This is a genomic window from Grimontia hollisae CIP 101886 (assembly GCF_000176515.1).
Taxonomy (GTDB): Bacteria; Pseudomonadota; Gammaproteobacteria; order Enterobacterales; family Vibrionaceae; genus Enterovibrio; species Enterovibrio hollisae.
Window position 1 is genome coordinate 991,886 of the sequence record NZ_ADAQ01000013.1, and the last position, 22,520, is coordinate 1,014,405.

Annotated in this window: 24 protein-coding genes and 1 tRNA gene; 7 read left to right on the plus strand and 18 right to left on the minus strand. The window is 48.5% G+C overall.

Going from position 1 to position 22,520, the window contains the following annotated elements; genetic code table 11:
• Window positions 1-60 precede the first annotated feature (60 nt).
• From flgJ to VHA_RS17395, 11 genes are all read right to left on the minus strand, one after another.
• Window positions 61-1,041, minus strand: coding sequence for a flagellar assembly peptidoglycan hydrolase FlgJ (gene flgJ / locus VHA_RS17345; RefSeq protein ID WP_005506686.1), 981 nt, complete (start codon window positions 1,039-1,041; stop codon window positions 61-63).
• 3 nt (window positions 1,042-1,044) lie between these two features.
• Window positions 1,045-2,136: a flagellar basal body P-ring protein FlgI gene (locus tag VHA_RS17350; RefSeq protein ID WP_005506687.1), complete on the minus strand. Its 1,092-nt coding sequence runs from the start codon at window positions 2,134-2,136 to the stop codon at window positions 1,045-1,047.
• A 28-nt stretch (window positions 2,137-2,164) separates the two neighbouring features.
• Complete coding sequence (locus VHA_RS17355) at window positions 2,165-2,956, minus strand: flagellar basal body L-ring protein FlgH (protein WP_005506688.1); 792 nt, start codon at window positions 2,954-2,956, stop codon at window positions 2,165-2,167.
• A 15-nt stretch (window positions 2,957-2,971) separates the two neighbouring features.
• Window positions 2,972-3,760: a flagellar basal-body rod protein FlgG gene (gene flgG, locus VHA_RS17360; RefSeq protein WP_005506689.1), complete on the minus strand. Its 789-nt coding sequence runs from the start codon at window positions 3,758-3,760 to the stop codon at window positions 2,972-2,974.
• Window positions 3,761-3,776: 16 nt separating this feature from the next.
• Window positions 3,777-4,526: a flagellar basal-body rod protein FlgF gene (flgF, locus tag VHA_RS17365; RefSeq protein WP_005506690.1), complete on the minus strand. Its 750-nt coding sequence runs from the start codon at window positions 4,524-4,526 to the stop codon at window positions 3,777-3,779.
• Between the two features lie 177 nt (window positions 4,527-4,703).
• Window positions 4,704-6,011, minus strand: a complete 1,308-nt coding sequence (gene flgE / locus VHA_RS17370) for a flagellar hook protein FlgE (RefSeq protein ID WP_005506691.1) — start codon at window positions 6,009-6,011, stop codon at window positions 4,704-4,706.
• Window positions 6,012-6,031: 20 nt separating this feature from the next.
• The gene (flgD, locus tag VHA_RS17375; RefSeq protein ID WP_005506692.1) at window positions 6,032-6,778 is read right to left on the minus strand and encodes a flagellar hook assembly protein FlgD; all 747 of its coding nucleotides are present in this window, start codon (window positions 6,776-6,778) and stop codon (window positions 6,032-6,034) included.
• A 17-nt stretch (window positions 6,779-6,795) separates the two neighbouring features.
• Window positions 6,796-7,206, minus strand: a complete 411-nt coding sequence (gene flgC / locus VHA_RS17380) for a flagellar basal body rod protein FlgC (RefSeq protein ID WP_005506693.1) — start codon at window positions 7,204-7,206, stop codon at window positions 6,796-6,798.
• A 3-nt stretch (window positions 7,207-7,209) separates the two neighbouring features.
• A complete protein-coding gene (gene flgB, locus VHA_RS17385; protein ID WP_005506694.1) occupies window positions 7,210-7,605 on the minus strand; it encodes a flagellar basal body rod protein FlgB in 396 nt (131 codons plus the stop codon).
• A 198-nt stretch (window positions 7,606-7,803) separates the two neighbouring features.
• Complete coding sequence (locus VHA_RS17390) at window positions 7,804-8,631, minus strand: CheR family methyltransferase (protein WP_005506695.1); 828 nt, start codon at window positions 8,629-8,631, stop codon at window positions 7,804-7,806.
• 3 nt (window positions 8,632-8,634) lie between these two features.
• On the minus strand, window positions 8,635-9,567 hold the full coding sequence (locus VHA_RS17395) for a chemotaxis protein CheV (RefSeq protein WP_005506696.1): 933 nt from the start codon (window positions 9,565-9,567) through the stop codon (window positions 8,635-8,637).
• 130 nt (window positions 9,568-9,697) lie between these two features.
• On the opposite strand from VHA_RS17395, the gene flgA reads away from it, so the two are divergent.
• From flgA to VHA_RS17410, 3 genes are all read left to right on the plus strand, one after another.
• A complete protein-coding gene (flgA, locus tag VHA_RS17400; RefSeq protein WP_005506697.1) occupies window positions 9,698-10,396 on the plus strand; it encodes a flagellar basal body P-ring formation chaperone FlgA in 699 nt (232 codons plus the stop codon).
• Between the two features lie 85 nt (window positions 10,397-10,481).
• Window positions 10,482-10,799 (plus strand): flagellar biosynthesis anti-sigma factor FlgM, encoded by a 318-nt coding sequence (flgM, locus tag VHA_RS17405; protein WP_005506698.1) that lies wholly within the window; start codon window positions 10,482-10,484, stop codon window positions 10,797-10,799.
• Between the two features lie 6 nt (window positions 10,800-10,805).
• Window positions 10,806-11,234 carry a flagella synthesis protein FlgN gene (locus tag VHA_RS17410; RefSeq protein ID WP_005506699.1) on the plus strand — a complete coding sequence of 143 codons (429 nt, stop codon included), beginning with the start codon at window positions 10,806-10,808 and terminating at the stop codon, window positions 11,232-11,234.
• Window positions 11,235-11,317: 83 nt separating this feature from the next.
• Here the strand turns inward: VHA_RS17410 and VHA_RS17415 are convergent, their stop codons facing one another.
• Both VHA_RS17415 and VHA_RS17420 read right to left on the minus strand, forming a co-directional pair.
• Window positions 11,318-11,746: an LPP20 family lipoprotein gene (locus tag VHA_RS17415; protein WP_005506700.1), complete on the minus strand. Its 429-nt coding sequence runs from the start codon at window positions 11,744-11,746 to the stop codon at window positions 11,318-11,320.
• Window positions 11,747-11,759: 13 nt separating this feature from the next.
• The gene (locus VHA_RS17420; protein ID WP_040529194.1) at window positions 11,760-12,395 is read right to left on the minus strand and encodes a FlgO family outer membrane protein; all 636 of its coding nucleotides are present in this window, start codon (window positions 12,393-12,395) and stop codon (window positions 11,760-11,762) included.
• 201 nt (window positions 12,396-12,596) lie between these two features.
• On the opposite strand from VHA_RS17420, the gene VHA_RS17425 reads away from it, so the two are divergent.
• Both VHA_RS17425 and VHA_RS17430 read left to right on the plus strand, forming a co-directional pair.
• Window positions 12,597-13,730 carry a flagella assembly protein FlgT gene (locus VHA_RS17425; protein WP_005506702.1) on the plus strand — a complete coding sequence of 378 codons (1,134 nt, stop codon included), beginning with the start codon at window positions 12,597-12,599 and terminating at the stop codon, window positions 13,728-13,730.
• Between the two features lie 81 nt (window positions 13,731-13,811).
• Window positions 13,812-13,887, plus strand: a tRNA-Arg gene (locus VHA_RS17430).
• A 121-nt stretch (window positions 13,888-14,008) separates the two neighbouring features.
• Here the strand turns inward: VHA_RS17430 and VHA_RS17435 are convergent.
• Both VHA_RS17435 and gltX read right to left on the minus strand, forming a co-directional pair.
• Window positions 14,009-15,106: a porin gene (locus VHA_RS17435; protein ID WP_005506703.1), complete on the minus strand. Its 1,098-nt coding sequence runs from the start codon at window positions 15,104-15,106 to the stop codon at window positions 14,009-14,011.
• A 455-nt stretch (window positions 15,107-15,561) separates the two neighbouring features.
• Complete coding sequence (gene gltX / locus VHA_RS17440; protein ID WP_005506704.1) at window positions 15,562-16,983, minus strand: glutamate--tRNA ligase; 1,422 nt, start codon at window positions 16,981-16,983, stop codon at window positions 15,562-15,564.
• Between the two features lie 253 nt (window positions 16,984-17,236).
• On the opposite strand from gltX, the gene VHA_RS17445 reads away from it, so the two are divergent.
• Window positions 17,237-17,446: a hypothetical protein gene (locus VHA_RS17445; RefSeq protein WP_040529196.1), complete on the plus strand. Its 210-nt coding sequence runs from the start codon at window positions 17,237-17,239 to the stop codon at window positions 17,444-17,446.
• Window positions 17,447-17,511: 65 nt separating this feature from the next.
• Here VHA_RS17445 and VHA_RS17450 read toward each other — a convergent pair whose 3' ends face one another.
• From VHA_RS17450 to ligA, 3 genes are all read right to left on the minus strand, one after another.
• The gene (locus VHA_RS17450) at window positions 17,512-18,183 is read right to left on the minus strand and encodes a YccT family protein (protein WP_005506705.1); all 672 of its coding nucleotides are present in this window, start codon (window positions 18,181-18,183) and stop codon (window positions 17,512-17,514) included.
• A 69-nt stretch (window positions 18,184-18,252) separates the two neighbouring features.
• Entirely contained in the window at window positions 18,253-19,356 is a 1,104-nt protein-coding gene (locus VHA_RS17455; RefSeq protein WP_005506706.1) for a porin, read from the minus strand.
• Window positions 19,357-19,885: 529 nt separating this feature from the next.
• Entirely contained in the window at window positions 19,886-21,898 is a 2,013-nt protein-coding gene (gene ligA, locus VHA_RS17460) for an NAD-dependent DNA ligase LigA (protein ID WP_005506708.1), read from the minus strand.
• Between the two features lie 137 nt (window positions 21,899-22,035).
• On the opposite strand from ligA, the gene VHA_RS17465 reads away from it, so the two are divergent.
• Window positions 22,036-22,512 (plus strand): hypothetical protein, encoded by a 477-nt coding sequence (locus tag VHA_RS17465; RefSeq protein WP_050778578.1) that lies wholly within the window; start codon window positions 22,036-22,038, stop codon window positions 22,510-22,512.
• Window positions 22,513-22,520 lie beyond the last annotated feature (8 nt).

The following is a 22,520-nucleotide window of genomic DNA, read 5'->3' on the forward strand; positions in this document are numbered from 1 at the left end:
CGGAACCATACGGTCGGGTGCGTTAACAGCGCAACCACTCCTTTACCTACTGCGGTATATTTATTGCGCCATCATGCCTTTCACACGGTCAAACACGCTGAGCACTTTGTCAGCATACTGTGGATCAGTCGCATAGCCGGCCTGATGCAAACCCCGGATGAACTGTTCCGGTTCTGCGGTTTGCTGAAGCGCGGTTGTGTAACGCGGGTTACGGTTCAGAAAGCTGACATAGTCAGCAAAGCTGTCTTCATAGGAAGGATAAGCGCGGAAGGATGCCATTTCCTGCACCGGGATATCATCATGGAACTCCAGGGTCTGGGTCGCCACCTTGTTTCCTTCCCAGCGCGGATCTGCCTTGATGTTGAAAAGGTTGTGGCTGGAGCCCCGGGCGTTGGCAATCACTTTCTTGCCCCACCCTGTTTCAAGTGCCGCCTGGGCAATCAAAATAGCCGGGTCAGTACCGAGCGCACGTGCCGCTTTTTTCGCATAAGGTGTCAGGCGACTGACAAACTCATCAGGGGTTTCAAACGGTTTGCTGCTTTCCACTTTTGGCGCAGCATTCTGTTGAGCCAGCATGTGAGGGCTTGGAATCACCGTGTCATCAGAAAGTGGAGACAGCACTTGGTCTGCGGCTTCATCTTCTGTCATGTTCGGTGCGGGGGGCATTGTGGGCTGCAGGCGAATACGTTCGCTGGCGCTGTTGTTGCCGACATCCATCGGCTCGCTGTTTTGTAACCCTTTAAACTGCTGGATAATCAAATCAGCAAGCCCCAGTGAGCCTTCACGGGAAAGGGCACTGGAAAGCTGCTCATCCGCCATTTGCTCATAAAATTTTGAAGTGCGGTTATCGATAAGATCCGACTCGAATGCCTCATTGGCACTGCGCATCGATTTAAACAGCATTTGCGTAAACAGCGCTTCAAACTGCTCGGCTGCCGCACGCAGAGCATCATCTGATTGCTCACCACTCGCCGCTTTCTGGCGAAGAACATCCAGTCTGCTGAGATCGTGGATAAATCCAGTGTCTAAAGGTGCTTTCATGGCTTAAATCACTATCAGTTGACCGTCGATGGCACCAGCCTGTTTCAGTGCCTGCAGGATGGCCATCAGATCCGAAGGTGCCGCGCCGACACCGTTCACAGCACGGACCAAATCATCCAGTGTGACACCCGGTTTGAAATGGAACATACGGCCATCTTCCTCTGTTACTTCCACTCCGGAATCTGGCACCACCACCGTTTCCCCCCCGGAGAAAGCCCCCGGCTGGCTGACTTGCAGGTTTTCATTAATGGTCACTGTCATACCGCCATGGGTAATTGCTGCAGGGCGAAGGCGCACGTTTTGCCCCACCACTATCGTTCCGGTGCGGCTGTTAACGATAATTTTTGCCGCCGCATCTGCCGGTACGAACTCGAGATTTTCAACGGTAGACAGGAAGGCAACACGCTGGGACAGATCGCGCGGCGCACGGACACGCACAGAAGCGGCATCCATAGCAGAAGCGGTATTCGGTCCAAGGAAGCTGTTAATGGAATCGGCCATACGCTGGGCAGTAGTAAAATCGGATTCAAACAGGTTAAAGGTAATATGATCACCCCGGCCAAACGGTGAAGGCACTTCCTGCTCCACGGTTGCGCCATTTGTCACCCGGCCCACAGTGGGCGTGTTACCGACGATGGATGAACCGTCGGCACCTTCTGCACTGAAGCCACCGACAATCAGGTTACCCTGTGCCACTGCATACACTTTACCGTCCAGGCCTTTGAGGAAGGTTTGTACCAAAGTACCGCCACGAAGGCTTTTCGCTGAACCAATAGAAGAAACCGTGATGTCAATTTTCTGGCCTTGCTTGGCAAACGGCGGCAATTCAGCACTGACGGCAACAGCCGCCACGTTTTTGGTTTTTGGTTTGGTGCCCGGCGGTAACTGGATGCCAAAGTTTTTCAGCATCGCATTGAAGCTTTGATCGGTAAACGGGGTGCTCTCACCGGTGCCGGCAAGACCGACCACCAACCCGTACCCCACCAACTGGTTACTGCGCACTCCCGCAACTTCCGACACATCTTTAATGCGCGCAGCCTGTGCTGCGGGTGCAATTAATAGGGCAATCAAAAACAGCTTCAGCCAACTCTTCACGTCAAATCTCCGGCAGCCGGGTTAGGTACTACAGAACGACATTAAAGAATCGTGCCAAGAATCCCTGATCTTGCGTATCCTGACGATCCCCGGTACCGGAATACTGAATGCGAGCGTTGGAAATGCGTGTTGAGGCAATGGTGTTTTCCGGCGTAATGTCATCCGGACGAATCGTGCCGCTCAAGCGTATATATTCATCACCGGTGTTCAGTGTCAGCCACTTCTCTCCCCGGATCAGCAGGTTGCCGTTAGACATGACGTCCACCACTTCCACCGAAATCGAACCGGAAATGCTGTTGCTCTGATCTGCACTGGTTGAGCCACTGGTTGAATTGTCATGGGCAGCCGCATACGACAGGTTACGCTCGCCAATAGTGATTTCCTCGCCACCCAATTCCAGCGGATCCATGCTCAGGTCGCTGGATTTTGCCGCATCGCTGCTGGCGCTCTTTTTCGCCTGCGTTTTCTCTTCCAGCATCACTGTGACGATGTCGCCAATGCTGCGGGGCTTGGTGTCATCATAAAGATCCTGCGCACTGACTGCGCTGAACAGAGAACCGGTTGCGGTGGTGTAATGTTCCGGCTGGCGCACAGGATAAAGAGGTGCCCAGCTCGGATCACCAGCTACTGGGTCTTCACGCTCACGCAGCAAGCCAATCAGGCCTTCATTGCCCGGATTGGTACTGCCTTCAACCGCATCCGTTTCCGTTGTTCCCTGCACGACTTCATTCTGGTTTTGTCCCAGCAATGTGTCGGTATTTAACAAGGTACACCCTGATACAGTTGCCAACATCATGGCTGTCGCAATGAGCTTTTTCATCCGCGCGTTACTCCCTTAAAGTTGCTGGTTGACGTAACTCAACATCTGATCGACAGACGAAATCACCTTAGAGTTCATTTCATAAACCCGTTGCGCTTCGATCATGTTCACTAATTCTTCGGTTACGTTTACGTTGGAGGTTTCCAGCATTGATTGTCTGACGCTGCCCAATCCGTCAAGCCCTGGCACACCCTCTTGTGGGTCACCACTGGCGCCTGTAGGCAGGTAAAGATTCTGGCCAATCGGCTCAAGGCCACCCGGGTTGATAAAATCAACGGTGGTGATCTGGCCAAGAATGGCATTTTCCTGTTGTCCACGTAATCTGGCTGAGACTTCACCGTCGGTGCCAACAGTCACCTGAATTGCATCTGGTGGCACCACAATTTCTGGCTCCAGCGGATAACCAGCACCGGATGTCACAATCACGCCTTCATCGTTCAGCGTGAACTGGCCGTTACGTTGGTAGCCGATATTACCGTCTGGCAGCAAAATCTGGAAGAAACCATCGCCCTCAATCATCAGGTCAAGCGCGTTATTGGTGGTTTGAACGTTGCCGTTGGTGTGAACGCGCTGCGTTGCCACCACTTTGGAACCAGCACCCAACATCAGGCCACTGGGCAGTTCCGTGTTCTGGGAGGATTGGCCACCCGGCTGGTTGATGTTTTGATAAAACAGATCTTCAAAAACCGCGCGGGACTTTTTAAAGCCAACCGTTGAGGCGTTCGCCAGATTATTCGAAATGGTCGAAATATTGGTCTGTTGTGCGTCCAGGCCGGTTTTACTCACCCACAATGCAGGATGCATACTGAATTCCTCTCAATTAACCCATGCGCAGCAGAGAGTTGGAGGCTTGATCCATTTCCTCTGCGGTTTTCATTAGTTTGACTTGCATTTCAAAGTGACGTTGAAGGTCGATAAGCCCGGTCATTTCATTGATAGGATTGACGTTACTGCCTTCCAGCGCCCCCGTCAGCAGGGAAACGCCTGCATCAGCTTCAAAAATGGTGCCAGGATTCACCGGTTTGAAGACACCATTTTTGTCTTTGAAAAGCTCTTCGTTATTTGGGCGGACAAGCTTAATGCGATCCACTTCTTCCATCGCTTCCGGTGGCGCGCCCTGAGGCAACACAGACACCGTGCCGTCAGAGCCGATTTCAATCTTGGATACCGGCAGTGGTAGGAAAATTGGCGCGCCGCCTTCCCCCAGAATCAGGTGACCATGGCCGTTTTGCAGCATGCCCGTCTGATCAACTTTCAGGTTCCCCACGCGGGTATACCCTTCCTGACCGGTGCCATCCAATACCGCCAGCCAGCCGTCACCTTTTATCGCCACGTCAAGTTCGCGGCCAGTGGTAATGGTTGAACCTTGGGCAAAACTGTAACCGGGACGCTCTGTCATATTGAACACCCGGGTAGGCAAGCCTTCACCATATGCCTGCATCGAGCGGGCTTGCTCCAGATCGGCACGAAAGCCGGTGGTGCTGGCGTTCGCCAGGTTATTGGCACGCAGTTGCAACGCTTGCATATCTTGTTTGGCGCCACTCATGGCGAGAAATAATGCGCGATCCATTCAGACGTTCTCCTCTCGCTTATGCAATCAGTAAAGCAAGAAGAGTGCCAGAATATGATGCCGCTAAATTACAACATGTTAGAGAGGGATTTGACGAGAAAGAGGGGTAGAAAAAAGCAGTGTTAGGAAAAGAATTGCCGCCCGGCGATCGGGCGGCAAAAGGACTCAAACCAATGCTTAACGAATCTGTAGAATCGTTTGCTGCATCTGGTTACCCACTTCCAGCGAACGGGAGTTGGCCTGGAAATTACGCTGGGCAGTGATGAGGTCCACCAGCTCCTGGGTCATGTCAATGTTGGATTGTTCGATAGTACCGCTTTTCACTTTACCGAACGCACCCTGCATGGCCTCGCCCCATATTGCTTCACCGGATTGCTGGGTCACTTTCCACTGGGTGTTCCCTGCCTGCGAAAGACCTTGCTGGTTCGAAACGCGCACCATAGCGACACGGCCCAGCGCCACGTTTTCACCGTTGCTGTATGTCGCCATAATGGTGCCTTTCGGGTCAATATCGACTTTCGCCAGATACCCTGTGGTTGCACCATCTTCTGTGAACCTGCGCATCTCGAAAGGCGACGCATACTGGGTAGGCTCTTCAAAGTTGATGGTCAGGGATTGCGTCCCATCCGCGCCATTCATCTCAAGACCAGCGCCACCTGGACCAAACTCAACGGTTTGGATGGGTGCACCACCATTGACAGCATTGACTGAACCATCACTGTTAAACTGGACAGAGTGACCCACTTGGCCGCTTGCACTGGTGAATTCACCGGAGGTCAGGCTAAGGGGTTTCTCACCAGTGGCATCTGTCGCTGTGTAATATACCGCCCATTTGTTCGGGGTGACGTTATCTTTGACGTAGTAAGTGGTCAATTTGTATGGTTGGCCCAGTGAGTCAAAAATCGTCGCTGAAGTTGATTTGTTATAGGTATCAGGATCTTCAGGGTTAAACAGAGCAGGATCTTTTTCCGAACCACCCGCCGGCAAGTTGAGGCCAATCTCGACATTTTCAGACGCTCGGGGTTGGCCAAACTGATCGGGCACGTTCAGTGCCCGTGGTTCAAAAGAGCCAACCTGTAAGGTCTCACTGTCAACGTTGTAACCCAGCAGGAACTGCCCTTCAGAGTTAACGATGTTATTGTCCTTATCCAGATGGAAAGCGCCATTGCGGGTCAACACGTTATCCTGGGTCGCCAGCTTGTCATTCGCCACGGAAAAATAACCGTTACCGCTGATACGCAAATCCAGCGGGTTATTGGTATATATACTGGAACCTTCGTGGAACTGTTGCGCCACAATCGAGGTTTGTACACCGCTACCTGTGGTGGTCTTTGCGTTAGAAAAGATAGATGCAGAGTACACATCACCAAACTCAGCACGCGACTCTTTGAAACCAAAAGTATTGGCGTTCGCAATGTTATTACTGGTGGTGTTCATGTCTTTTTGAGCCGCCGCCAGGCCACTCAGTGCGATATTTAAAGCCATTGCTGGAACTCCTCTGTCCTTTAGCCCTTGCTCACGTTGCCAAGACTGGATTTGCCTACTTCAAGCACTTCGGTGAGTTTGACCGGAGATGCATACCCGGCGATGTTCAACATCACGTTGCCGTCACCATTCCCCAACAACACACTGTTTACGTTTGCGTAAGTAGAAAGTTCAAGATCCTGAGACTTGCCATCAATGTTGCCACTGACGTTCATGGTGTAATTGCCCTCCGGCAGTGGATTGCCGGCATCATCTTTGCCGTCCCACTCGACCCGGTGATCACCAGGCGACTTGGCGCCCATATTGAACGTTCTCAATAGTTCACCGCGGGCATTCTGGATGCGGACAATCACATCATTCAGCGCCTGCGGCAGTTTCACCATACCGGCAATACCCCCCTCTACAGATTTAAACCCTTCATTGCCCGGCACCAATACATCTTGCCCAACCAGAGAAGAGGCTTGCAGCGCCTGGCTGGATGTCATCGCAGCATTCAGGGAGCCAAACTGTTCGTTCATTTTGCCAATACCGTCGACAGTCGCGAATGATGCCATCTGGGCAATCATCTGCTCATTGTCCACCGGTTTGAATGGATCCTGGTTTGCCAGTTGCTTGGTCAGCAATGACAGGAAATCTTCTTGCTTAAGGTCAGTCTGGCCTGTGACTTTTTCACCAGTATCACCACGCTCTGCACGTTGTTTTTCTTGCAGCGCTTTGAGCTGGTCGATATAGCTCCCTGCTCCACCTGCGCCGTCAATAGGATTCATAGTGCCTTACTCCTACCTTATTTGCCCATTTGTAGGGTGCGCATCAGCATTTGCTTGCTGGCTTCCGCAACTTCTACGTTGGTTTGATAAGAACGGGAGGCCGAAATCATATTGGCCATCTCTTCCATCACGTTGACATTTGGCTTGTAAATATAACCATCCGCATTCGCCATTGGGTGTTCAGGGTTATACTCTGCGCGCAGCGGTTTCTGGCTTTCAACAATGCCTTTTACCTGTACAGGGACACTCGCGCCTTGTTGGAAACGGTTAAGTTCAGCGGCAAAAACAGGATGACGCGCTTTGTACGTTTCAGCGGCAGAGCTGCTGACAGAGTTGGCATTCGCCAGGTTACTGGATGTGGTGTTAAGTCGGACTGACTCTGCACTCATGGCAGAACCGGTTACGTTGAACACATTAAAAAGACTCATCCATTATTCCCCTTTCAACGCCTTGGACATGTTTTTGAACTTGGATCCAAGGAAGTCCAATGACGCCTGATACTCAAGCGCGTTTTGCATAAACAGGTTACGCTCTACTTGCGCGTCCACAGTGTTGCCATCGCCAGTATCAGGCTGGTTTGGAATGCGGTACATTTTCTGGCCAGTGATCTGTGAGGAGGCAGGGATATGCCGCTCATTGGTACGACTCAGGCCAAAGTTTGCCCCAGAGGTTGCCGCCTGCAGTGCCTGTTCGAAATCAACATCCTGCGCTTTATAGCCTGGAGTATTGGCATTCGCCAGGTTACTCGCCAGCGTTTCCGCCCGTTGAGCACGCACTCCCACCGTGTGTTGATGAACGCCAAGCGCTTTGTCGAATGTTATCGCCATGTGGCACCTCCAAAATCTTATGCTGGATATTTTGCAAATTGGATGCCAACTTTATCGCCTACACACTTGGGATTATTTATGTTTTAAAGACAATGAATTGAAAGGATTATGGGTAAGTCAGGGAATACAAGCACAAAAAAGCGGCAACATCTGTGCCGCTTTTTCTGTGAGGAGCTTTAGTGAATGAGGAGCTCTGCCTTATTTAAGTTTATAGATAATACCGGGGTTACACCGAATCATCTCAAACCTGTCCGTCAGGCCGGTTAAAGACTCAGACGCCCCCAGCAACAAGTAGCCCCCGGGGTTGAGACTGCCAGCCATCTGGTTGAGCACTTTAGATTTCATCTCTGGAGAGAAGTAAATCAATACATTGCGGCAAAAAATGATATCGAATTTGCCCAGCATGCCATAGCTTTCCATCAGGTTTTGCGGTTTGAAAGTGACCATGCGCTTGAGCGTCTCTTTCACTTTCATTCGCCCTTCACCGGCATCTTCAAAAAACTGGCGTTTCCGCTCAGGCGATAGACCTCGGCTAAGTGCGAGGTTGTCATAAACACCGGCGCGGCAGTTTTCGAGCATGGTGGACGAAATGTCTGTCGCAGTAATCGAAACATTTCCCAGCATACCCGGTTTTTTCGCCTGAACTTCTTGAATGGTCATGGCGATAGAGTACGGCTCCTGTCCTGAAGAACTGGCCGCAGACCAGATTTTGATTGGCCTTTTACTTTGCGCCACTTCCGGCAACAAACGGTTTGCCAATACTTCAAACGGGTAGGCATCCCGAAACCACAAGGTTTCATTTGTCGTCATGGCGTCAATGGCTGACACCGCCAAATCGCGGTTACGGTTTGTTAGAACAAGTTGAAACAGTTCGGACATCGAGGCCAGTTTGTAGCGAGTAAGAAGCGGGCTGAGTCGGCTTCTTACAAGGTACTGCTTACTGTCACCCAACACGATGCCGCATTTGTTTTCGAGATATTTACAAAAATCACGATACTCTTGATCTGTAATCGCTATATTCGTCATGGATTAGTCTTCTTGACCTTTTACCGCGCTCATCACAGCTGCACCCAGTTCATCCGGGTCAAACTTGGCAATGAATGCATCTGCTCCAACGCGCTTCACCATCGCTTCATTGAAGACACCACTTAATGAGGAGTGCAATACTACATGAAGATCTTTGAGGTTAGCATCTTTTTTAATTTCAGTTGTTAAGGTGTAACCATCCATCTCTGGCATCTCAATATCAGAGATAACAAGCGCCAAATCACTGATGGTACCGTCTGCCGTCATGCCTTGCAGTTTTTCGAGGGCATCGCGACCATCGTGGGCAAGCAAAACATTGTAACCAATACTTTCTACGGCCCGCTTCACCTGACGGCGTGCGACGCTCGAGTCATCCGCAACTAACACAGTGGTTGGCTCTGAGCCTCCTTCTTCGAACACAGGCTTGTTCGCCAACAGTTCTTCACTGATTTCTTCATTGACAGGCGAAATCTGGTTCAGGATTTTTTCAACATCAAGGATCTCGACAAGCTCACCCTCGATTTCAGTGACTGCTGTCAGGTAGTTAGAGCTACCGGTACCTTCTGGTGGTGGCAAAATCGCTTCCCAATGCATGTTAACAATACGTTCGACAGAGCCGACTAAAAAACCTTGGGTTGAACGGTTGAACTCAGAAATGATGATAAAACGGTTTTCCGGATCCGTGATAGGCAACCCCCCCGTCGCAAGGCTCATATCAATAACTGAGATAGTTTGCCCACGGATGTGGGCAACCCCCTTTACGAGTGGGTGAAGATTGGGCATGGAAGTCAGCTTAGGGCACTGGAGTACTTCCTTTACTTTAAAAACGTTGATGCCGTATCGCTGCTTACGCATCAAACGAAAGGTCAACAGCTCCAAGCGGTTTTGTCCGACCAGTTGGGTACGCTGATTGACCGTATCAAGAATCCCCGACATAAGATAAACTCCATTTGCCCTGTTCTAGTTATCGTATTGCAGCAAGCAACTTCCTTGTTCCACACATGTTGGCATGCGAATTGAAAGACTCACTGCATCTAAATTCACCACACTAACCAATATGTGACATATGTGTTATCAACGATTAGTCTGGCTCTTTATCGGCACATTTATTTATAGCTTTAGCTCAATTATAGCCGCTGCACCGTCAAGTCAACTCGATACAGTAAAAGAAGCTGCCGAAACGTATGTCGAGACACTGATCACTGCACCGGAATATGGTGAACTTGAGGTCCGTGCTGGCAACCTGGATAGCCGGTTACAGCTTTCCCACTGCCCTTCGCCTTTGCAAACAGAGGTGCCGGGACGTCAATCCCTCAACAAAAGTGTGACCGTTCTGGTGAGCTGCAAAGAAGATAACTGGCAGGTCTATGTGCCTGTACAGATCCGCTTGCTGACACCGGTTGTTGTGGCAAAAAGGCCACTTGATCGTGGCGTGACGATTGCCAAAGAGGATCTGATTATCCAACTGGTCGATGCCCGTTTCCAGCGCGGTCAAACGTATACTGACAACGCCACTCTTCTCGGTTCCCGGGTGAAGCGCGTTGTGGGGATTGGTGAGCCCATCAGCGGCAATGATATTTGTATGGTTTGCCGCAATGACGAGGTTATCATCACAGCAGCGGGTAACGGACTGAATATTATTGCAAAAGGCACGGCATTAAGTGACGGCGCTCTCGGAGAACAAATTAAAGTCCGCAATACTAAGTCGAACCGAATCGTCGATGGTACAATTACAGCAGTCGGTCAGGTGATAGTAAAATTCTAACAAGGCGCAATTAAGTGCTAAAGTTCATAGTAATGCGGCCGATACCGTGAGCAACAGAAGGTTCGGACAAAGATAAGGCTTTATTATGGCAAGTATCGATCATCTGCGTTCTGGTCAGCCATTGAGCACGAACAGAAGCAACCAAAGCAAGACCCAAAGCAGTCCCGCTGAAAACAGCTCGGCTGGTGAAGTGCGCAATCATCGTGGCGATGCGTTTTCTATGAGTGACGAAAGCCGTGCAATTGGCGCGCTAAACCAGCAGATGGCCAGTGAGACCCATTTCGACAGCGCAAAAGTCGCTGCCATCAAAGCTGCTATCGCAAACGGCTCTTATAAAGTCGACGCCGATCGGCTGGCTGAAAATATGATGAAACACGAAGACGATCTTCGTGGGATGAAATAACTTACCATGTCTGAGGCCTTCACTTTTGAGCAACTTCTTCAGGTTCAGGCAGACAACGTCAACGCGCTACTAGACGTTATGGAACAGGAAACCACGGCCATTGCCTCCAGAAAAGCTGCCGATATTGACGCCTGCGCTAAACACAAGCTCTCTCTGATCCAAGCTATCCAATTACGAGATGCACAGTTGGCAAAATGCCCAGAGCTGCAATCGTTATCTGACGATAACCAAGCAATGATTGCCACAATCCAATCTTCCCTGGAAAAATGCCACCAGCTAAACGACGTGAATGGTGTCGCGCTGCAACGGGCTCAGTTGAGCATGCACAAACTTCGTAACCTGTTCCAGGAAGCTGCCGGCAAAAATGAAATGACTTATGATGCCGATGGTCAAGCATCAGGCAGCCGCACACTTGGCACCAACATCAAAGCCTGATTTCGTCCAAATACCTTCCAAAACGCATCAAAAAAGCTGCTTAATGCTGCTTTTTTCGTGTAAACCTTAGGGGATTTTGGATCTCAGAAAATGATCGCATCGTTTCTCGGCACATGGTGCGACTCACCATACTCAGCCATTTTCCTCATCTTTCGTAAATTCAACTGAAGCTCAGTTACATAGCTGTCGCCCACTTTATAGCTGGCAACCACTTCTGCCGCACGAATGATGCCGTCTGATGCCCCGTGGGTTTTGTCCACGCCAAGCTGTTGATCGTCAATTTGGGTATTGCCGCCGACACGGATCCCATAAACTTGTTCTGACAGTTCTTTATACGCTTCCAACTTCGAAGCGCGCATTGCTCGAAATTGCTTCTCTTCTTCGGTTTTACCCCGTTGAGCACTGATTGACGCTGTCCCCACCGCAGTCAACAGCTCATCTGAACGAATTTGGGTAATAGGTTGGCAAGCGGTCAATACCAGCAGCATTGCCAGGGATAACCAGGTTTTCATACTCGCTCCTGAGTTATGGTTTCAAAATAATGGTGTCGGTGGGGTGTTTGCGCTGATCACCACGAATGATCACGCCGTCTTCTATACGCACTTTACGTAATGTATCAATATCACGCCCTATACGGTCGGAAGGAAGAAAGCCCTGCGCCGACGCAACAACCACACGGGAGCGCATACCAATAATTCTTGCATTCACCAATACACCGCCGCCCTGTCGCAACATCGTGCCCGTCAGCACGTAATCAATTTGTTGCTCAGGGTGCAATTCTTTCCAATCGCGGCTCAGAGAAAAATCGCCTTCTTTGGTCACACGGATAGACCCGGTATTTTTAAAGTCAATAAGCGTGAATCCACGGCGCTGCATCTGGTAAATCATGCCTTCAGTCACAGAATTCCCCAGCCAGTTGGTTTCATCCATTTCTTCAACATCAACAAAAGAGACCACCGCCATCGGGGTTCTTGCTGTCAGATAGTTGTTGGTTTCCAGCAACTCATCCGCCAAACCGTCGATAAAGTAATCCAACGTGTGTCGTGGGGTTTGCTGTAACAGAAACTTGCTCCCCGAGTACGGTTCTTTACCGTTATAGATCGGGTGATAAGCACAAGATATGGTTGCTAGACTCAGTAATATCACTATCCAGTTTTTCATTATTGTCTGGCTCCGGACACATTTAAAGGCTGACCGATGACGTGAGGGGCAAAGCCCAAGTCCACGATTCTTCCCTATTTTCAGGAACATTATTTGCATTCAGTGGTTATGTTTTCGCTTTTTTGGCTAACCACCTTGCCGCTTTTTGAGCGATGTATTCTGGTCTAGCAATTTTTATACCTATTATTGGAACTCTAGGTTATGCGCAATAAAATTCTTAAGCCTCTGGTCGCTTGTATCGCGCTGGCATCCGCGTCTGTCAACGCCGCATGGTATCAAGTCACCGGGGTCAGCACAGTGTTAGAGAGTGGGGAGCAAGCAAGGGAACGTGCGCTCGAAGATGCCATTTACCAAGCATTAAAATTCTCCGGTGCTGACATTGCCGGCCTGACGGCAATTCGTCCTTATTTAAAAGAAGCCAAAGACAACTATTTGTTCAGTGGCGACGAAATCCGCCATATTCAGGTGCTGGAAACGAAAGAAAGAAGCGGCGTCATGAAATTGACAGCGCGGATAGACATCTACCCAACGGCAAATGCTTGCCACAAGCACCAATACAAAAAAGGGTTGTTGATGGGAAGGTTTGATATTGTTTCTCCCCAACATGCCGCCTTGGGTGGTATTTTCCAGTTTGGCGATGACTTCACGGTTCTTTTACAGCGCCAGTTTGAGACACAGGGACAAAGCTTTGTCGTTCAGGGGATCACGCCTTATGCCATTTCCCCGACCCAGCCAAATGTTGCCGCAATGGTGGCGGAAGACACAGGCGCACAGTACCTGCTTGTCGGCACCATCACAGACATGACAGCAACGATTGATCAAAATCTACTGAGAAACGATCAGACAAACCGGCAACTGGCGCTTTCTATTGATGTGCTGGATGGAAAATCCGGTGAGGTAATTTATCAGAACATCTATCGTGACATCGCCGCCTGGCCGTTTGAACGTAACAGTAAGGTAGATACCAAAACGGCGCGCTTCTGGGCGTCACCCTATGGTGAAATGGCGCAGCGCATGAGTCGCAATATCTTACTGGATTTGGAAAGCAACTTAGCCTGCCATGCAGCGACACCGGAAATCGTTTCCATGAATGGTCAAACAGGGCAAATCAATGCCGGGCGTCTCCATGGTGTGAAGCATGGAGACAAACTGGCCGTATGGCACAATGCTTCGTTTACCGACCAATACGGCATGTACCGCACCCAGTTGAAGAAAAGTGAAATCGAGCTGACTGTCACCCGGGTGTATGAAAGCTCTGCAGAAGTGGCCGTTGCACCGGTAGAATTTGGCGGCAGCATCCAGATCGGTGATTTGGTGACCAAACACACACAGTAAGACTTTTAAAACCTTAACGTTGGGAAACAATTGGGTATACTAACAGCCTGGCACTGACATTACCCAGAATCGGTGCCCAATGCTCTCATAGCTCAACAGGATAGAGCAGTCGCCTCCTAAGCGACCGATCGGGGTTCGAGTCCCTGTGGGAGCGCCATTGATTTCCCTTATAATCGTCCACTCATACCCTTCAGCTTAAGCCTTTTCCTTCTCTCATTCCAAGGAAAGAAAAACGGGCCACAAAGACCCGTCAAAAGTAAGGAAAACGATTTAATAGGTTAGAAGTAGTACTCAGCACCAATCAGGATATTAGTGCCATCATTATCTTCGTTTGCACCATAGTAATCATATGATCGCACATCCATATACAAGTAAGTACTTGGCAACAAGTAGCCGAGACGACCTGTAATTGCCTGAGAACCATCGTCAATACCTTTATCCGTATCGGACGTTGCGGCATAACCTGCTTTTAGAACCCAGGTTCCGTCAATTACATATTGTGCAGTAGCAGAGTATGCATCTTGGCTGTTATCTGTCAGGCCATTCTCCATGTGTTTCCACGCGGCAGTCAGGGTAACATCACCTAGGAACACACTACCACCAACGATAGCGTAAGAAATGTCGCCAGCCTCTTTGGTTCCTTTTGGCGTACCTGGCTTACTTTCCCACTCATCTTTATCTTTATTGTAAACCCAAGACGGATCCGTAGCGGCCACATCTACCGTGTATTTGCCTTGATCATAGTAACCAGCATGAACACTAAAAATATCAGTTGAGTAGGAAGTCGCAATACTAGCAACTAAAGCATCGGTGGTTGATCCCATGCCACTCAGGGTAGCCTGGAAATTAAAACCACCCCAAGTTGCAGAATCAAAACGGAATACATTATTTGCACGATCTTCAAAAGCTATGCCAGTTGGTTTTCCGTCTTTTACTTCACCTAACGCGTTATGCCAATCAAATACGTTCCCTAGACCAGGGTTAGAATGCGGCCAATCGACATAGTTGTATGCAGCGATTAACTGACGACCAAATTTGAAGCTACCAACACCATCAAAATCTAGGCCAAGGAATGTATCGCGCATACCGAATGCGCCATAATCAGTATTGTTAGCATCGCCACTTTCTATTTGCCAAATGAAGTCTGGGCCAAAATCATCAAATGCGACTCGGCCTTTAAAACCAACACGTGATTCGATAACCGCTTGCGCGGCGCTATCTCCGACTTCTGGATTTGTTAAATGCATGAAGCCTGCTGCTTGACCATAAAGCTGTACGGCTTCGCCATGCAGATCAATTGCTGCATTTGCTGAACAAGAAACGGCAGCTACCGCTACAGCCATACCTAACAAAGAACGTTTGAAAGCTATTTCCATGGAAAACTCCTTAAAAAGTGTTTTACCGGCAGAGAGTTGCGTTTGCTCTTAGTTGGCCGCCGAAAGCAAACGACACCGATTTTGTTTATTGATTTCATATATCAACGAGGCGAAAGCTTAATTCGGAGCAATAAAAATAAAACCTGAGGCTTTAAGAAGTTTGAAATGCTTCAAAATCAAAGCATAAATTAATATATTACCTTTCAAATCAATTAATTAAGCAAAATCCAAAACATAAAAAGAAGGTAAATTTTACCTTTCTCTTCCTTCAATAGATCTGTATCACGGAAAAAACGTGTAAATGTGGGAACCTTTTTATGTCGAGGTAAAAAGAATATCTAATAGGTTGACCTGTCTCTCATTTCTTATTGAGAAGTCTCCACATCTATCGGACAATCTGACAAAAAAGCCCTCGATATTTTCGAGGGCTTTACGAAGAGCAAGAAAGTCGGTGATTACTGGGCTTCGCGCTCAGCAATAAACTGGAGTGCCTGTTTGATGCGGGATACAACACGCTCTTTGCCCACCAGCGTCATGACTGCATCAACAGACGGTGACTGGCCTTGTCCCGTAATAGCAACACGAAGCGGCATGCCAACCTTGCCCATACCAAGCTCAAGCTCTGCACAAACATCCGCAATCAATTGATGAAGGTTTGCAGTGGTCCATTCGCCCAAGCTTTCCGCTTTTGCCAATGCCAGCGCCAATGCCTCTTTTGCCACAGGGCGAAGATGCTTCTTCGCAGCATCAGCTTCAAACGCATCAAAATCCTGATAGAAGTAGCGACACTGTTCAGCCAGTTCAACCAAGGTGTTGCAGCGTTCACCCACCAGCTTGATCACATCTGTAATTGCCGGTCCGTGGGCAGTATCAATGCCTTTTGCATCAAGATGCCATTGCAGGTATTTGGCGACGTACTCTGGCTCGGATGTTTTAATATAATGGTTGTTCAACCACAGTAACTTATCGGTGTTAAACGCAGACGCTGATTTGCTGACTGACTCAAGGCTGAACAGATTGATCATTTCTTCCAATGAGAAGATTTCCTGATCGCCATGAGACCAACCCAGACGCACCAGATAGTTCAGCAACGCCTGTGGTAAATAGCCCTCATCACGATATTGCATGACACTGACTGCACCATGGCGTTTAGACAGCTTCGCACCGTCGTCCCCCAGGATCATAGAACAGTGCGCAAACTCAGGCACTGGTGCACCAATTGCTTTATAGATGTTGATTTGACGGGGCGTGTTGTTGATATGGTCTTCACCACGAACGACCTGAGTAATACCCATGTCCCAGTCATCAATCACCACACAGAAGTTATAGGTTGGGCTGCCATCAGTACGGCGAATGATAAGATCATCCAGTTCACTGTTTGCAATTTCAATACGGCCGCGGATTTTATCTTCAAAAACCACAGAGCCTTCTTTCGGGTTACGGAAACGGACGCAAAATGGCGAGTCTTCCGTCGCCGCCTCATTCGCAGCCATCACTTTGGGGTGAGTTGCATCGTAACGGGGCTTCACGCCAGCTGCCATTTGCTCTTCACGAATTTCGTCAAGCAACTCTTTCGGCGCATAGCATTTGTAAGCTTTACCTTCAGCCAGCAATTGATCGATAACCTCGTTGTAGCGATCAAAACGCTTGGTTTGATAATAAGGACCTTCATCCCAATCAAGACCCAGCCACTCCATCCCTTCGATAATCGCATCGATAGCTTCTTGGGTTGAACGCTCAAGATCAGTGTCTTCAATACGAAGGACGAATTCACCGCCAGCGTGTTTGGCGCAAAGCCATGAATACAGTGCAGTACGGGCACCACCTACATGCAAGAAGCCTGTTGGGCTTGGAGCAAAACGAGTTTTAACTGTCATGTTAATCCTATAACGTTTAGCGTTGTTAAATTGAACGGAGGCATTTCCGATTGGCGCTTATTGTAAGCGCACAGACTGAAGTGAACAATCTCTGCTGCTGAGGATATTTACAAACGGGTGACGTTCATGGGCTTATCTGCACACGTTTAGCTTCGAGACGAAAAATAAGGTTCACATCTTATTTATCAACAAAAAATGTAAAATACCTCTAACATAATTGCGAGTCATATAACAAATAGTCAGGAGAACAATGATGAAAAAGCTAGTAGCTTTGATTGCTATAGTGGGTTTTACTTCTGTTATCAGCGTAAATGCTCAGGCCAATAGCTCTGGTGGATGGGCGACGCAGGCAGGCCCCTTAGTAAAATGTAAGATGAGCGGCGGGAAAACCCAATATATCCCTACCCTTTTATGCACTGCAGAAGGTGGTAGTTTTGATAGAAACCCGGGCAACCAGTTCTGACGTAGCAACATTAAAAATAGCAAAGCAGGCTTAAAGCCTGCTTCATTGCGTATGATGTTCCGGACTCAAGATCGAACATTCTGCACTGCCCAACTCAAGAATTTTTTCTGCTCTTCTGCGCTCATTCTCAAAAAGTCAGCTTGCATCAAAATTAAAGCGTTCTCATTGGACAGTTCAGCATTTTTGACAGGATAAACCGATGAGTTAGATTTTTCATTGATGTCGGAGGACGCCTCAGCTTTGGTGTCAGCCATAGACTTGCTGTAACTTAAACCACGTTTTTCATTAAACTTAACCAGTTCTCTTTCATAATCGCGTAAAAAACCTGGGCCTGCAGGCAAAATTTCTTGTTCAGACTCGATTTGATTACCGTTTAAACTGACCAATGTAAATGAAGGGTTTTGCTTAAAGTCTTTTATTTGGCGCTCTGCGGTGATATCTCGTGAAGGCATTATCGTCAGATCGGTGTCGCTCGCATCAAAGGTGATCACTAAAGGGTCTGTCTTAAATTTATCAAACTCAGAACCAGAAGAAACTAGCTTAGAAACACGAACCACAAGCTGGTTTGTGCCATTTTCTAATTCAAATTTAGATTTTGATATTACTGAAATAGGAAGAGCTTCACCATTAACGACAAGTGCTTCTACATCTTTGTGGAGATTAATAGTCACTTGTGAAAAAGCCAGCAGCGGGGTTAATCCACCAAGAAAAACTATTGATTTGAAAATACGTTTCATACAGCCCTCCATGAAAAAAGCGAGCGTCATATGACGCCCGCATCAATAGTACTACGAATGCTTCAAAACTTAGAAGTAGTATTCAGCACCGATCAGGAAGTTTGTAGTTTTGTTTTCTTCAAACTTCTTGTCATCTTTGTTGTAGCTTGCCATGTCATAGTTACGTACATCGAAGTACAAATATGCGCTTGGCAAAAGGTAACCGATGCGACCGGTGATTGCAGTGTCAGAATCATCCTGAGTGTAACCAACTTTGTTGTCAGAATCGGTAGTTGCAGCGTAACCCAGCTTGAATACATATTGGCCGTTAGCAATGTATTGGGCAGTTGCGGAATATGCATCTTGCTCGGCATTTGTCACGCCATTTTCCATTGATTTAAATGCAGCAGTCAGAGTTACGTCACCGAGATACAATGCACCACCGACGATGTAGTAAGATAAGTCGCCCTTCTTATCTATAGAAGCCGCCTTACCTGGAACAAGTTTCTTTTCACCTGTTTCAGGATCGAACTCGTAAGAGTCTTTTGTTGCTGCAACGTTCTCTTCCCAACCTTTTTGGTCATATACACCGGCATGCACTGTAAACATATCCTGAGAATAAGAAGCAGCGATGCTCGAAACCAATTGATCAGTTGAATCGCCCATACCACTTACGGTTGCTTGGAAGTTAAAACCGCCAAAGCTTGCTGAGTCGAAACGTAACACATGGTCAGCACGGTCACTGAAGCCAGCACCGATATCATTATTCCAATCAAAAACATTGCCAAGACCAGGGTTAGAGTGCGGCCAATCAACGTAGTTATAAGCAGCTACCAGTTGACGACCATACTTGAATGAACCTACACCATCAAAGTCGAAACCCAAGAAGGTATCGCGAGCACCTAGACCGCCAGTGTTAGTGCCGTTGTTGGCATTGCCGCCTTCCATTTGCCAAATAAAGTCAGGGCCGAAGTCTTCAAACTGTACACGGCCACGGAAGCCAATACGTGATTCGATGTCAGCTTTAACAGAGTCGTCTTTGCCGTCTGGGCTGGAGATAAAGATGCTACCAGCAGCTTGCCCGTAGAGTTGAACCGCATCACCTGCCAACTCAATTGCGGCATTTGCGCTACCAGAAACTGCAGCCAGAGCTACTGCTGCACCCAATACTGAACGCTTAAACATTTTTTCCATGGAATTAACTCCTAAAAAGGGATTTTTCAGAATTCCAAGTCATCGCTGTTATGGTTGGCCGCCGAAGCAATGACTTGTTTATTCGATTTTCTAAAACGCTTCATTTTCATCGCTTTAGATTTTTCATCACCGATTGAACTCTCCCTCAACCGATGAATCTCAGACTACTTGCACATAAAAAAACATCAACGAGAACTTTATTTGTTATTAAAAAAATATGACTCGGTGCAAAGTTCCCTTATGTTCGTGATCGAGATCGACAATTTAGATAAAAAACAAAAGTAAAAATAAAAAATTATTATTTTTCAGCTATTTGATTGAATTCCTGTATTTAAAAATCGAACCAAGAATACCTATTGAGATCACTATCACATCTTAGATTTAGAAGTGATTAGACTGGGTTTGCGGTATAAAGCAGCAGAAAATTCAAGGTGAAAATTATTAAAGATGGCTCGCAAAAGCGGTGATTATGCGGGATAGCAAACGCCGGCATTAAGCCGGCGTAAGAGAGGGAGTAGGTTGGTTGAAATTAACGTGACAACAGTCTCATCATTCCATCTTCATCCACTATTTCAATGCCAAGCTGTTGAGCTTTGGTTAATTTTGACCCCGCCGCTTCACCAGCAATCAGCAAGTCGGTTTTTGCTGAAACGCTGCCCGTGACTTTCGCACCCAGCGCCTGAAGCGCAGCTTTGGCATCGTTACGGGACATTTGAGACAAAGTACCAGTCAAAACAACGGTTTTACCCGCCAATGGCTGGGGTTTATTCTCGTCCGGTTGCTCAATGGCAGGCCAGGTAATACCGCACGCCAACAAGGCATCAATGACTGTCTTGTTGTGCTCTTCATTGAAGAAATTCACCACATGTTTGGCGACAATCACCCCCACATCCTGCACTTCTATCAACTGTTCTTCAGTTGCTTCACGAATCGCTTCAAAGGTGAAGAAGTGGTTTGCCAGGTTTGCCGCAGTTGCCTCGCCCACTTCACGGATACCCAGGGAATAAATAAAGCGTGGCAACGTGGTCTCTTTCGCTTTTGATAATGCATCAACCAGGTTTTGCGCTGACTTCGGTCCCATACGATCAAGCATGGTGACCTGACCAGCGGTGAGCTTAAACAAGTCTGCCGGTGTCTTGATAAGTTCTTTTTCAATCAGTTGCTCAACGATTTTGTCGCCAAGGCCATCAATATCCAGCGCCTTACGTGATGAAAAGTGTTTGATAGCTTCCTTACGTTGGGCGCGGCAAATCAGGCCACCGGTACAACGCGCCACAGCCTCGCCTTCTACACGCTCGACCTGGGATTGACAGACCGGGCATTCATGGGGAAACACCACCTCTTTGGCATCATCAGGACGACGGCTTTCCACTACACTGACAATTTGCGGGATCACATCACCTGCGCGGCGAATAATCACGGTATCGCCAATTTTTACGCCAAGGCGTGCAATTTCATCCGCGTTGTGAAGTGTTGCGTTTGATACGGTCACCCCCCCCACAAACACAGGTTCAAGTTTGGCGACGGGGGTGATTGCCCCAGTGCGGCCTACCTGAAATTCCACATCCTGTAATACCGTGATTTCTTCCTGGGCAGGAAATTTGTAGGCAATCGCCCAACGTGGCGCGCGGGCAACAAAACCAAGGCGTTCCTGGGTATCAATATTATCAACTTTGATCACCACGCCATCAATTTCGTAAGGCAAATCATTTCTGCGCGCGGCAATGTCCTGATAGTAGGCTTTGACGTTTTCCAGCCCATCGACCTTTTTCACTTCCGGGCTGAGTGGAATGCCCCATTGTTTGAGCTGTTCCAGACGGCCTACATGTGAATCACCAAAAGCTTCAGACATCACGCCAACGGAATACGCGTAAAAGCGAAGTGGACGTGTCGCGGTGATTTTCGGGTCAAGCTGGCGAAGGCTTCCCGCTGCGGCATTGCGCGGGTTGGCGAAGGTCTTTTCACCTTTTTTGATATTTTTTTCGTTCAGTGCTTCAAAGCCATCTTTGGGCATAAAGACTTCACCGCGCACTTCAAGGCGCACTGGCCAGCCTTCACCTTGTAACAGCAGGGGAACGTTGCGAATCGTGCGCACATTGTGGGTAATGTTCTCCCCCACTGTGCCATCACCACGGGTGGCCGCCTGTACCAGCACCCCATTTTCATACATCAGGCTGACCGCCAGACCATCGAGTTTGGGTTCACAGCTAAAGACAAAGCGTTCTGTGGTATTCAGCCGGTCACGCAGACGCTTTTCAAACGCTTCCAGCTCGCCGTCATCGAACGCGTTATCCAAAGACAGCATCGGGATTTCATGGCGAACCTGCTCAAAAGCACCCAATGGCGCTCCACCGACACGCTGGCTTGGCGAATCAGCTGTCACCAGTTCAGGATGTTTCGCCTCAATCGCCAATAGCTCCTGCATCATACGGTCGTATTCCGCATCCGGCAGTTCCGGTTTATCTTCAACGTAATAGAGGTGGCCGTGATAGTTAAGCTGCGTTTTCAGCGACTGCAGTTTTTGTTGAATGTCTGTGGTCATCAATGCTTGCTGCCCAAGGTTATCTTCGCCACGTATGGTCGTGGCTTCAGGTTCAAAATGGCAGTTAGTATAACCGAACTCGCCAAAGAATCGCGCTCGTGAAATAGCGCTTGTTGCCTGGCGTCCACGGGATTATGATGCTGTTAGTTTTATCAATGGGCATCACAATGCATTTCCTGGCACAAAGACATCCGCGCATTCTGGGCATTATGCTCACGCTGCTGCTCGTCTTTTTTTCTGTGCCTTCCCTTGCAGGTGCCACCCAAAACCCGCCTGTCATGCCGGAACCCTTTCAGGAAATCACTAAACCGGCTTCCCAGGATGTGCTCATTCCCAAAAACGATGGGCATCAAACGCCAATCACAACGTTGACGTCATTAACGATACTCCGGCACGGTTCCTGGCTTCCAGAAAAGCTTGCCAATGCTGAGCCGGAATATGAGCTTGTGATTGAGTTGGCAAGCACTGCCACACTGCTCAATTATCATCACAGCAACGAGACGTTAAGCCCCGGGAATGACTGGACACGATCTCCCCCTGTCACACGACACCGGATTGCCGGCTGGAAAGACTCTAACCTCCAATATCGCTTTATTTCGCAAGCGCAAGCCTGAGCCTCAAA

Coding starts and splice junctions, on each gene's coding strand:
- gltX (WP_005506704.1), bottom strand. CDS start 16,983: ATGACAGTTAAAACTCGTTTTGCTCCAAGCCCAACAGGCTTCTTGCAT.
- flgJ (WP_005506686.1), bottom strand. CDS start 1,041: ATGAAAGCACCTTTAGACACTGGATTTATCCACGATCTCAGCAGACTG.
- flgF (WP_005506690.1), bottom strand. CDS start 4,526: ATGGATCGCGCATTATTTCTCGCCATGAGTGGCGCCAAACAAGATATG.
- VHA_RS17455 (WP_005506706.1), bottom strand. CDS start 19,356: ATGGAAAAAATGTTTAAGCGTTCAGTATTGGGTGCAGCAGTAGCTCTG.
- VHA_RS17435 (WP_005506703.1), bottom strand. CDS start 15,106: ATGGAAATAGCTTTCAAACGTTCTTTGTTAGGTATGGCTGTAGCGGTA.
- VHA_RS17415 (WP_005506700.1), bottom strand. CDS start 11,746: ATGAAAACCTGGTTATCCCTGGCAATGCTGCTGGTATTGACCGCTTGC.
- VHA_RS17395 (WP_005506696.1), bottom strand. CDS start 9,567: ATGTCGGGGATTCTTGATACGGTCAATCAGCGTACCCAACTGGTCGGA.
- flgM (WP_005506698.1), top strand. CDS start 10,482: ATGGCAAGTATCGATCATCTGCGTTCTGGTCAGCCATTGAGCACGAAC.
- VHA_RS17355 (WP_005506688.1), bottom strand. CDS start 2,956: ATGAAAAAGCTCATTGCGACAGCCATGATGTTGGCAACTGTATCAGGG.
- VHA_RS17425 (WP_005506702.1), top strand. CDS start 12,597: ATGCGCAATAAAATTCTTAAGCCTCTGGTCGCTTGTATCGCGCTGGCA.
- flgA (WP_005506697.1), top strand. CDS start 9,698: ATGTGTTATCAACGATTAGTCTGGCTCTTTATCGGCACATTTATTTAT.
- flgE (WP_005506691.1), bottom strand. CDS start 6,011: ATGGCTTTAAATATCGCACTGAGTGGCCTGGCGGCGGCTCAAAAAGAC.
- VHA_RS17445 (WP_040529196.1), top strand. CDS start 17,237: ATGAAAAAGCTAGTAGCTTTGATTGCTATAGTGGGTTTTACTTCTGTT.
- flgG (WP_005506689.1), bottom strand. CDS start 3,760: ATGCATCCTGCATTGTGGGTGAGTAAAACCGGCCTGGACGCACAACAG.
- flgD (WP_005506692.1), bottom strand. CDS start 6,778: ATGAATCCTATTGACGGCGCAGGTGGAGCAGGGAGCTATATCGACCAG.
- ligA (WP_005506708.1), bottom strand. CDS start 21,898: ATGACCACAGACATTCAACAAAAACTGCAGTCGCTGAAAACGCAGCTT.
- VHA_RS17420 (WP_040529194.1), bottom strand. CDS start 12,395: ATGAAAAACTGGATAGTGATATTACTGAGTCTAGCAACCATATCTTGT.
- VHA_RS17410 (WP_005506699.1), top strand. CDS start 10,806: ATGTCTGAGGCCTTCACTTTTGAGCAACTTCTTCAGGTTCAGGCAGAC.
- VHA_RS17390 (WP_005506695.1), bottom strand. CDS start 8,631: ATGACGAATATAGCGATTACAGATCAAGAGTATCGTGATTTTTGTAAA.
- flgB (WP_005506694.1), bottom strand. CDS start 7,605: ATGGCGATAACATTCGACAAAGCGCTTGGCGTTCATCAACACACGGTG.
- VHA_RS17465 (WP_050778578.1), top strand. CDS start 22,036: ATGCTGTTAGTTTTATCAATGGGCATCACAATGCATTTCCTGGCACAA.
- flgC (WP_005506693.1), bottom strand. CDS start 7,206: ATGAGTCTTTTTAATGTGTTCAACGTAACCGGTTCTGCCATGAGTGCA.
- VHA_RS17450 (WP_005506705.1), bottom strand. CDS start 18,183: ATGAAACGTATTTTCAAATCAATAGTTTTTCTTGGTGGATTAACCCCG.